Source organism: Capsulimonas sp., from assembly GCF_039929585.1.
Lineage (GTDB): Bacteria > Armatimonadota > Armatimonadia > Armatimonadales > Capsulimonadaceae > Capsulimonas.
Map to the genome: position 1 here is coordinate 1 of NZ_JBDSQY010000318.1, position 10,335 is coordinate 10,335.

At 59.5% G+C, this 10,335-nt stretch carries 8 protein-coding genes; all 8 read right to left on the bottom strand.

The features are described 5' to 3' along the window. Positions 1-135: 135 nt before the first annotated feature. The 8 genes from ABIZ35_RS24325 to nuoG all read right to left on the bottom strand — a co-directional run bounded on the left by ABIZ35_RS24325 (position 136) and on the right by nuoG (position 10,289). Positions 136-1,653, bottom strand: a complete 1,518-nt coding sequence (locus tag ABIZ35_RS24325) for an NADH-quinone oxidoreductase subunit N (protein ID WP_348222522.1) — start codon at positions 1,651-1,653, stop codon at positions 136-138. Between the two features lie 6 nt (positions 1,654-1,659). Continuing rightward, positions 1,660-3,258, bottom strand: a complete 1,599-nt coding sequence (locus tag ABIZ35_RS24330) for an NADH-quinone oxidoreductase subunit M (protein ID WP_348222523.1) — start codon at positions 3,256-3,258, stop codon at positions 1,660-1,662. A 33-nt stretch (positions 3,259-3,291) separates the two neighbouring features. Continuing rightward, entirely contained in the window at positions 3,292-5,397 is a 2,106-nt protein-coding gene (locus ABIZ35_RS24335) for an NADH-quinone oxidoreductase subunit L (RefSeq protein ID WP_348222524.1), read from the bottom strand. A gap of 76 nt (positions 5,398-5,473) precedes the next feature. After that, the gene (nuoK, locus tag ABIZ35_RS24340; RefSeq protein WP_348222525.1) at positions 5,474-5,848 is read right to left on the bottom strand and encodes an NADH-quinone oxidoreductase subunit NuoK; all 375 of its coding nucleotides are present in this window, start codon (positions 5,846-5,848) and stop codon (positions 5,474-5,476) included. Positions 5,849-5,851: 3 nt separating this feature from the next. Continuing rightward, positions 5,852-6,364: an NADH-quinone oxidoreductase subunit J gene (locus ABIZ35_RS24345; RefSeq protein WP_348222526.1), complete on the bottom strand. Its 513-nt coding sequence runs from the start codon at positions 6,362-6,364 to the stop codon at positions 5,852-5,854. Positions 6,365-6,406: 42 nt separating this feature from the next. Beyond that, on the bottom strand, positions 6,407-6,874 hold the full coding sequence (gene nuoI, locus ABIZ35_RS24350) for an NADH-quinone oxidoreductase subunit NuoI (protein WP_348222527.1): 468 nt from the start codon (positions 6,872-6,874) through the stop codon (positions 6,407-6,409). Positions 6,875-6,879: 5 nt separating this feature from the next. Then, positions 6,880-8,298, bottom strand: a complete 1,419-nt coding sequence (locus ABIZ35_RS24355) for a complex I subunit 1 family protein (RefSeq protein WP_348222528.1) — start codon at positions 8,296-8,298, stop codon at positions 6,880-6,882. Positions 8,299-8,309: 11 nt separating this feature from the next. Beyond that, positions 8,310-10,289, bottom strand: a complete 1,980-nt coding sequence (gene nuoG / locus ABIZ35_RS24360) for an NADH-quinone oxidoreductase subunit NuoG (RefSeq protein ID WP_348222529.1) — start codon at positions 10,287-10,289, stop codon at positions 8,310-8,312. Positions 10,290-10,335 lie beyond the last annotated feature (46 nt).

The following is a 10,335-nucleotide window of genomic DNA, read 5'->3' on the forward strand; positions in this document are numbered from 1 at the left end:
GGCCGCAAGACGCCCTATGAGGCGACAGTCGAATGGTACGGGAAACGGCCCGACCTATTTAACCAGGAGCCTACCCAGTTCCGAACGCGTCACAGTTGTTCACAATGTGATGAGACTTGACACTTACGAACCAACCTACCGAACGTTCGCAGAAACCTGCGGCGTGTCGGCCTTTGCGATCGGGATGGCGGGAGCGGCAATCGGCGTCACTGGCGGGAGTAAGGACTGCGCGCCGGAATTAGCGGGAGTTGAAAATATCTGCGGCGCCAGTCCAAGAGCAAGGGACATGAACGCGCAGACGATCACGGCGAAAGAAGCGAGGGGATTGCTGTTCCAAATGTTCGCCGGGAACTCACGGGTTGCGGGCTTAAAGAACATTCGGGCAATGACCCACAGGTAGTAGAATACGCCGATGACGCTTGCCAAAAGGCCGATACACGCCAGCCAGATCTCGTGAGCCTCAATGGCTCCCTGGAAGAGAAAGAACTTACCGATAAATCCCGCAGTCGGCGGAATACCGGCAAGAGACAGCATGAAAATGGCCATCAAAGCCGCCGCCAGAGGCTGACGCTGCGAAAGACCTTCCAAATCCTTGATTTGCGTCAGCTCATCGCCGCGCCGAGCCAGCAGGATTAAGATCCCGAACGCACCCAAATTCATAAACGTGTAAGAGAGCACGTAGAAGACGACACCGGCGCGGCCGTCTTGGTTTTGTGCGATCAATCCCACCAGAATATATCCCGCGTGCGCGATACTAGAATAAGCCAGCATGCGCTTGATGTTCGTCTGCTGCACGGCAATGATGTTGCCAACGATCATCGTCAATACGGCCAGCACCCAGAGGACATCGTGGAAGTAAGCAGAAATCGGCAGGAAGGCCACGGCGACGCGGATCAGTGCCGCGAATGCTCCCGCCTTGGCTCCGGCGGACATGAAGGCTGTCACCGAGGTCGGAGCGCCTTCGTATACGTCGGGGGTCCAAGAGTGGAACGGGACGATTGCGGCCTTGAATCCAAGACCGACCAGCAGCAGAGCCATGCCGGCGATTGAGTAGATCGACTGGAGACTTTCACTCGGCATGGAGTCGAGGCGCGTGGTGCCTGTACCGCCGTAAAGCAGCGCGATGCCGTACAGGAAGAAGCCGGAGGAGAAGGCGCCCAGAAGGAAGTACTTCATGGCCGACTCTTCGGAGCGCGCTTCGGTGCGGGCGAAACCGGCCAGAATGTATAGGGCGATGGACAGGACTTCCAGGCCGACGAAGATCGTGATCAATTCGCGGCTTGTCGCCATCAGCATGGCGCCGGACGTCGAGAACAGCAGCAGCGCGTAATATTCGCCGTAGTTAATCCCTTTGATCTGAATATAGCGTTCGGAGAGAAAAATCGACAGAAACGCCACGACCAGCAGGATGATCTGAAACAGGACCGCAAAGTCATCGGCGGCGACCGAACCGGCAAATCCAGTCAGTCCTCTGCCCCAGAGCGCCGCACTGAAGCCAGCGGCGATCAGGAGGCCGACCGCAGAAATGCCCACCAGGATCCCTTTGCGGTCACGCGGCAGAAACAGGTCCACCATCAGCACGATCATCCCCAAAAGGATGACGGTCAGCAATGGCGAAACGGCTAAAAAGTCACTCGAAGGTATCGAAGTCATGAGTGGTTAATCTTTCAAATGGGTCAGCGCGGCGGATGCCACTGCGGGCGTCTTGCTGGGCGCAGGCGCCGCCACAGGAGTCCGCGCAATGGTGGGAACCGACGATAAGCCGTTCACGCTCGTCAAAATGTCACTGACCGAAGAGTTCAGCTTGTTCAAGATCGGGGTCGGGAAGACGCCGATGATGATGATCAGCGCGATCAACGGCACGAGCGCCCACTTCTCGCCGGGCGTCGTGTCCGGCAGCGATTGGTTCTCGGGCTTGTCGAGCTGGCCGTACATCACGCGCTGGAACATCCACAGCATATAGACGACGCTCCAAATTGCGGCGGTTGTCGCGAAGCCCGTCGCCCATGGATGGGTCTGGAACGAACCGACCAGCATCAGGATCTCACCGGTGAAGCCGCTCGTAAGCGGAAGCGCCACCGAAGACAGCATGGCGATCATGAAGATCACGGTGAAGCCGGGCATCACCTTCATCAGGCCACCGTAATCGGCAATGGCGTAGGAGCCGCGCCGCGAGTACAGGGCGCCGCCTATAATAAAGAGAGCGCCGGTCGTGATCGTATGGCTCACCATCTGGATCACTGCGCCGCTAATGCCGATCCCCGTCAGAGCGAAGATCGCCAGCAGGATGACGCCGATGTGCGAGATGCTCGAATAGGCGATCAGGCGCTTGAGATCCGTCTGCATCGCGGCGACCAGTGCGGCGTAGATGACGCCGATGACAGCCAGGATGATGATGAACGGCGCGCACACGGCGACCGCATTCGGAAACATCGGGATGCAGAAGCGGATAAAGCCGTAAAGGCCCATCTTCAGCGCGACCAGGATGATCGAACCGCCCGTCGGCGCTTCCGAGTATGCGTCGGGCACCCAGGTGTGGAACGGCCAGATCGGAGCTTTAATGCCGAACGCCAGGAAGAAGCCGCCGAACAGCAGCACTTCCGTCGTCAGCCGGCCGCCGAGGACCGCCGGCAAGTGCGCCGTCAGATACGGAAGATCAAAGCTCTCCGCGCCGGTCAGGAAGTAAACTCCCAGGATCGACACCAGCATCAGCATCGAGCCGACCATCGTGTAGAGGAAGAATTTGACCGTAGCGTAGATACGCTTCGGACCACCCCAGATACCGATGATGAAGTACGCCGGGATCAGCATCGCTTCCCAGAAGATGTAGTAAAGCACCAGGTTCAGCGACAGGAACACGCCCAGAACGGCGGTCTCCATCAGCAGCACCCAGAAGTAATACTGGTTATGACGCTCGGTGATGTCTTTGGACACGCCGACCACGAAGGGGAAGATGCCGGTCGTCATCAACAGCATCAGCAGGGAGACGCCGTCGACGCCCAGCAGATAGTTGATGGCGCCTTTGCTCAGCGGGATCCACGAATGCTTCTCCATCATCTGGAAGTGCGGCGCATCCGCGCCGTAAGTCATCCCAGAGTTGAAGTTCGCGTAGATCAGCACCGAGACGAAAAGCGTCACGATCGTCCCAACAAAGGCGACCAGACGGGCGCCGCTCGGGTTATCCTTCATCGCCAGGGCGATAAAGGCGAACACGAGAGGCAAGAAAATTACGATGGACAGCCACGGTATATCGTTCACACGCAATGCTCCTGAAAGAGGCGGCGGGCGCTTTTAGCGCTGCCAGCCGTGTCCTGACTGTTGGAAAACCAAGAACAGGACGAGAATAATCCCAATGACCATGGAAAAGGCGTAGTTGCGGACGTAGCCGCTCTGCGCCAGACGCAGCTTGGAGCCGGTCCAGCTGGTGAGCGCGCCCACGCCGTTCACGATACCATCCACGACATCGACATCGAAGGTCTTCCACAGCCAGTAAGAGAATTTCTTACCCAGCTTGACGAACCAGAAATTGTAAGCCTCGTCGACGAAGTACTTGTTGAGAAGCACCCAGTTGAGCCAGCCCGGACTGAGAAAGTGCCGATCCGCCCGAGCCTGCGGCGACATGAGCTGACCATTCGACTTGGTTCGATAAATCCCAAAGCAGCCCAGCATCACGCAGGCGATGACAAGCATCAGGACATAGCCAAAGGTATGTTCCTGCCCAATGCGAAGAATGGTAGGTGTATACCCTTCGGTCACGACCGACGGCGCAAGGAACTTCTCAAAACCTTCGAACGGCAGGATTGCCCATCCCGTGAGGGAGGCGAGAGCCGCCAGGATAACGAGCGGGATCGTCATCAACAGACCGGATTCATGCGCGTGCTTCGCGGCTTCGGTTTGCGCCTTGACGATGAAAGTCTTCATCACCAACCGCGTCATGTAGAACGCCGTGATCAGCGCCGTCGCGGCCCCGACAGCCCAGAACAGCCAGTTATACTGGTTATGCACATTGAGCATGCGCCAGAGGATCTCGTCCTTGCTGAAGAAACCGGCGAAGGGAACGATGCCGGAGATCGCCAGCGTGGCGATGATCATCGTTGCCGCAGTGATTTTGGTGCGTCCCAGCAGACCACCCATGTTCCGCATGTCCTGCGGATCATTCGGGTCCGGACCGGCGTTCGCCAAAACCGCATCGTGCGGCGCATCGCCATGTTCGGCGTGCGCGGCGTCGTCACCATGGCCATGCTGCGCGTGCATTGCATGCTCGATGGCGTGAATGACCGAGCCGGAGCCAAGGAAGAGACATGCTTTGAAGAACGCATGCGTCATCACATGGTACATACCGGCGGCGAAGACGCCCGCGCCGCAGGCGGCGAACATATAGCCAAGCTGTGAGACCGTCGAGTACGCCAGGACACGCTTGATGTCGTTCTGCATCAGACCGATCGTCGCGGCGAACAGCGCTGTCGAAATTCCAACAACGGCGATCACAACCATGGTCGTGTCGGACAGCTCAAACAGCGTATGCGTTCGGGACACCATGTAGACGCCGGCGGTAACCATCGTCGCGGCGTGGATCAGCGCCGAAACTGGAGTCGGGCCTTCCATCGCGTCCGGCAGCCAGTTGTACAGCGGGATCTGCGCAGACTTGCCCGTTGCGCCGAGGAACAGCATCAGCGTCATTACGGTGATGACGGCGGGAACGACGGCGCGCAGGACGGTCGGGGCGGCGGCGACAATGCCGAGCACTCCGCTCTGTCCCTGCACAAAGTCCAGAGTCCCAAAATATTGGAAAATCATGAACATGCCGATCAGCACGCCGACGTCGCCGATACGGTTGACAATGAACGCCTTCTTCGCCGCGTCGCCCGCCGACTTCTTCTCATAGAAGAAGCCAATCAGGAGATACGAACAAAGTCCAACGCCTTCCCAGCCGATGAACAGCATCAGCAGGTTGTTGCCGGTGACGAGCATCAGCATGAAGAAGACGAACAGGTTCAGATAAGTGAAGAACCGCGCGAAGCCTTTGTCCGCCGCCATGTAGCTGATGGAGTAGAGGTGGATCAAGCCGCCGACACCGGTGATAATCAGCATCATCAGCACGGAGAGCGGGTCGATCAGCATCTCAAAGTTGACTTGAAAGGCCGGAATGCTATTGATGGCGGGGACGGACAGCCAGGGCGCGAGAAACACCGTGTGCTGTTTTGCTTCCGCAGGCCAGGACTGCACCTGGGTAAACAGGTAAACAGCAACGGCGAAGGAGGCGAAAACCGCCGCTGTCGCTAGCCATCCTGCGTTCTTTTTTAGCTTTCCGCCGGACAGCCCATTGATCAGAAAGCCGATCAGCGGAAAGAGCGGAATGAGCCAGGCGATTATATACGGGTCGGACAAGTTTGGCATTGCGCTGTCACTCCGAAAAACAGGGGCTCGCTGGCCCCAAAAACACGGGGGCTGTTAGCCCCCGAACAAAAGGCGGTTAGCCCTTCATCAAATCGATTTCATCCACGTTGATGGATACTTTATTGCGGAAAATGGACACCAGGATTCCCAGACCGACCGCGACTTCGGCGGCGGCCACAGCGAATACAAAGAGAACCATCATCTGACCGTCGATAAAGCGCGGGTTCGCGTAGGCTCCGGCGGGAGTCAGCGTGCTCTGGTAGCGCGAAAAGGCCACCAGCGTGATGTTCACCGCGTTCAGCATCAACTCAATGCACATAAAGATCGTGATCGGATTGCGCTTGATCAAAACGCCGACGACGCCGATCGTGAACAGGATCGCGCTCAGGATCAGATAGTAGTTCAAAGGGACTGCCGGGATACTGGCGTTCAAAGGGACTGCTGGAGGCATGCGCTAAATCCTCTTCTTTGCAAGCATAACCGCGCCGATGGCCGCAACCAACAGCAGGATCGAGACGATTTCAAACGGGAACAGCCAGTAGTTCTTCGGCGAGTACAGCGCGAGGCCGATCTCGAACGGGCCGATGGTGCCGTTGCTGAGCGGCTGACCGCCCTGCCCCGTCGGAACCGCTGCGACGACGCTCGCCAGCAGGCCGATCAGCAGAAGACCGGCAATCGGCCCCAAAAGCTTCTGCGGCTTCAGGTGATCGACGATCTCTTCCGGCGTTCCCAAATTTAGCAGCATGATCACGAATATAAAGAGGACCATAATCGCCCCCGCATAAACAATGACCTGCACGGCGGCGATAAACGCCGCGTTGAGCGTAACATAAAGCATGGCGACCGTGAACAAGAGCGTAACCAGGTAGAGCGCGCTGCGCACCGGGTTGTCGTTCAGGATCATGCAAAGACCGCAGACGACCGCGATGGCCGCAAGCAGTCCGAATAGGATAAGTTGTCCAGACATAAGCTGTTCTTCGTTGTTCTCAGCGAGCCCCGGCGGGCTGCGCTACGGTTTTGTCGGATCCGGCACGAGCATCATCTCTTTGGTGTAGATGAGATCCTTGCGGTTGTCGTCGGCCATCTCGCAGATATCCTTCAGCTGGATCGCCTGCGTCGGACATGCTTCTTCGCAATAGCCGCAGAAGATGCATCGGAGCATGTTGATCTCGTACTGCGCGGCGAACCGCTCGCCCGGAGAGCGGCGATTTTCATCGGTGTTCTCGGCGGCGACCACCAGAATGGCGTTCGCGGGACAGGAGCCGGCGCACAGCGAGCAGCCGATGCACTTCTCCATGCCGTTCTCATATCGGTTCAGCACATGGCGCCACCGCGCGCGGCGCGGCATCGGGCGGCGTACTTCCGGATACTCGATAGTCACGCGCTCTTTGTTGGAGTAGCCCTGCGTGATTCCCAGGCCAACGAACGGCGCTTTCGCCTCCTGGCCCAGAGTTTTGATGTTATCCCAGAGTCCCATGGGAGTTAACCTTTCTTTGCGGCGAACGCATCGTCAAGCGGGCCCTGGCCCGCAGCGGCAAGCGCGCCTTCGCTCAAAGCGTTCGGAGGCAGCGTCTGATCGCCGTGTCCCGAATGCTCGGGAACGCCGCGGAACGGCTGCGCTTCACTGTAGAGAAGGACGGTGGTGTCGCGGCGCGAGTTCGTCGTGAAGGCGCGGCCCGGCTTGCTGCCGGCAAACGCCCAGAGCGAAACGACCGCGAGAACGATCCATCCGATCAGACCGTATTGATACCCAAGCGCCATCGCGATGGCGACCATCAAGATGTTGCCGAGGGCGATCGGGAAGACGCCCAGCCAGCCGGCGCGCATGAGCATATCATAGCGCAGGCGGGGCATCGTGGCGCGGATCCAGATAAAGAAGTAAAGGCCGCACAGGATCTTGATCGTCAGCCACATCACCGGCACTAGCGCGGAGACGGCGCCGCCGAGCAGTGCGTTGGTCTTCAGAGCGACGAGCGGTCCGAGGTACGAACCGTCCAGCCAGAGCAGAGGCGCATGGTAGCCGCCAAAGAAGAGCGTGGCGCAGATGGCGCTGACGACGATCATATTCGCGTATTCCGCCATGAAGAAGATTGCGAACTTCATGGAGGTGTATTCGGTATGGTAGCCGGCGACCAGCTCCGTTTCGGCCTCAGGAAGGTCGAACGGCGCGCGGTTGGTTTCGGCGAGCATGGAAACTGCGTAGATCATCATCGCCACAAGTCCCATGGGGAAGAACTTGAGCGTGTTCCACAACGGCAGGCCGTACTCGGTGAAGCCTTGCCGCGCAACGACGTCGGTCAGGCTCAGGCTGCCCGTAAGCAGGACGATTGTGACGATCGCCAGTCCCATGCCCAGTTCATACGAGATCATCTGGGCCGAGGAGCGAAGCCCCCCGAGCAGAGAGTACTTGTTGTTGGAAGCCCAACCGGCGAGAACAACGCCGTAAACGGCGAGCGAGCCCCAGGCCAGCAGGTAAAGGACACCGACACTGACGTTCGGCGCGGAAGCGCCCCACGTCAGGCTCGGTCCCCACGGAAGAACGGCGGACGTGACCAGCGCCGGAACCAGGAAGACTACCGGAGCGAGGACGAAAAGGACCACGTCGACGCTGCTCGGGTTCATATCTTCTTTTAAGAGAAGTTTGACACCGTCGGCGATCGTCTGAAGCAGGCCCCACGGTCCGACGCGGTTTGGTCCCTGGCGCTGCTGCATGAATCCCAGCAGGCGGCGCTCCCACCAGACGAGCGGGGGGACAACCAGCAGGATCGCGAACAGTCCGACGAGGACGCGCACGACGATCCGGATCAGGTCGATCCACCAGTATTCGGCCGGCATGTTGCCAGTCGCCGTATGAGGCGGATCGACGTTAAAGAAATAGTGGAAGAACAGATTGGGTGTCATGGATAGTTTGCCTAAGACGCCTTTTCTATGATAGTCGCGGGCGCCGGTTCCGGAGAGCCGACCGGCGGCGCCGGCTTCGCGGCGGCCACCTGCGCGATCTCACGGGCGATGTCTCGCGGAGAAATATACGGGACGTTCTTGCCCAGACGAACCAGCAGATCGGCGGCGATTTGCCAGTCGGGCTTGCTCTGTCCGCGCGGCTCGATCGCCTTTTTGAACTTCTGGATGCGTCCTTCGATATTCGTGAAGGTGCCTTCCTTCTCGATAAACGAGCAGGAGGGCAGGAACACATCGGCCAGACGTCCCGCGCCATTGTTGAACAGATCCTGAACGATCAGGAACGGAACTTTGTCCAGCGCACGCTTGACCAGATCCTGGTCCGCGAAGTTCTTCAGCGGATCGGGGCCCATCAAGTAAAGCGCCTTGATCGTTCCATTCGCGCAGCCTTCGAGAATGCCGCGCGTGTCCAGACCGGGTTCGGCCGGCAGCGGGCCGCCCCACAGCGTTTCGTAAACCGGGCGCACGCCGTTGGAAACACTCGCCAGCGCCGGCAGGCGGTCCGGAAGAACGCCCATATTGATGGCGCCGACGGAGTTGGCGTCGGGAAGCAGCAGGTTGAGCTTGGCGCCGGACGCCGCGCAGGCGGCGCGCAGGGCTTCGATGTCTTCCAGCGGGATATTGTGCCACGCCAGAACCACCGTGCCCGCGCCGAGCGCGATAGCGTCGGTTACTTCCGTGGACTTCACATCGTCACTACGGAAGTAGTTCGCATTGCCCTTGGAGATCGCTTTGTAGACGCGCAGCCACAGGACGGGAAGCACATCGTCGATCTCGGCGCCGACCGCGACGATCGTCTTCGCGGTTCCGACCTCCGCGATGCTGGTCTGCATCGGGATATACGGTGCGGTGTTCGTGCGGTGGTCGAGGTTGTTCGTTCCCAGACCGTTGCGGAACAGACGCTGGAACAAGTACAGGTCTTCGTTGGAGCAACGCGGGGAGGCGATGCCGGCGACGCTGTTCGGGTTCACGGCGGCGAAGTCCTTGAGGGTCTTTGCGGCGGCGTCGAGCGCCTGTCCCCAGGTTACGCGGCGCAGCTGCGAGGCCATCCGAAGATGCGGCTCGTTGATGCGGTCCGTGCTGTTGACCCAGTACTGCTCGAACTTGCCCCGATCACAGGTCCACTCTTCGTTGACTTCTTCGTTGAGGCGCGCGTTGACGCGCATCAGTTCGCCGTTGCGCGTCTGCACGGCGATCGAGCAGCCGACGCCGCACATGGAGCAGATCGAGTCCTGAGACTGGAACTCCCACGGGCGAGCCGCGAAGCGATAGGTGCGCGAGGTCAGCGCGCCGACCGGGCAAAGCTCGATCGTGTTGCCGCTGAACTTGCTCTTGAAGCCTTCGGGGGTAAAGGGAGAGATGACCGCCGTATTGCCGCGGCTTTCGATAGCCAGCTCGCCGTCGCCCGAGATCTCCTCGGTGAAGCGAGTACAGCGCGCGCACTGGATGCATCGCTCGCGATCCAGAACGACATAATCCGAAATCGGAACGGCCTTCGGGAAGTGGCGCTTCTCATCGACAAAGCGCGTGACGCCCGGTCCGTACTGGAAGGTCATGTTCTGCAGCGGACACTCGCCGCCGCGATCGCAGACCGGGCAGTCCAGCGGGTGGTTGATCAGGAGGAACTCCAGAATACCGCTCTGCGCCTGCTTGACCTCGGGGGAGATCGTATCGACCACCATGCCCTCGGCGACCGGCACGGTGCAGGCCGTCTGGATCTTGTTCATCTTCTCGATCTTGACAAGACACATGCGACAGGCGCCCGCCGGCTTGAGCCGTGGGTGGTGACAGAAATACGGGATATCGGCGCCGGCCTCAAAGGCCGCCGTGATGACGAGCGTTCCCTTCGGAACGCTGACTTTTGTTCCGTCAATCGTCAGATTGACGAGTTCCACCGCCGGAGTAGTCTCCGGCGCGGTCGCTGTTTCAGCCATACGTGCTTCCTTAAACTCCCGCCATCTGCAGCGGCGCGAATGCGCG

Excerpts from the sequence above, each read along its gene's own strand:
- ABIZ35_RS24325 (WP_348222522.1), bottom strand. The coding sequence starts at position 1,653 with ATGACTTCGATACCTTCGAGTGACTTTTTAGCCGTTTCGCCATTGCTG.
- ABIZ35_RS24335 (WP_348222524.1), bottom strand. The coding sequence starts at position 5,397 with ATGCCAAACTTGTCCGACCCGTATATAATCGCCTGGCTCATTCCGCTC.
- nuoK (WP_348222525.1), bottom strand. The coding sequence starts at position 5,848 with ATGCCTCCAGCAGTCCCTTTGAACGCCAGTATCCCGGCAGTCCCTTTG.
- ABIZ35_RS24345 (WP_348222526.1), bottom strand. The coding sequence starts at position 6,364 with ATGTCTGGACAACTTATCCTATTCGGACTGCTTGCGGCCATCGCGGTC.
- nuoI (WP_348222527.1), bottom strand. The coding sequence starts at position 6,874 with ATGGGACTCTGGGATAACATCAAAACTCTGGGCCAGGAGGCGAAAGCG.
- ABIZ35_RS24355 (WP_348222528.1), bottom strand. The coding sequence starts at position 8,298 with ATGACACCCAATCTGTTCTTCCACTATTTCTTTAACGTCGATCCGCCT.
- nuoG (WP_348222529.1), bottom strand. The coding sequence starts at position 10,289 with ATGGCTGAAACAGCGACCGCGCCGGAGACTACTCCGGCGGTGGAACTC.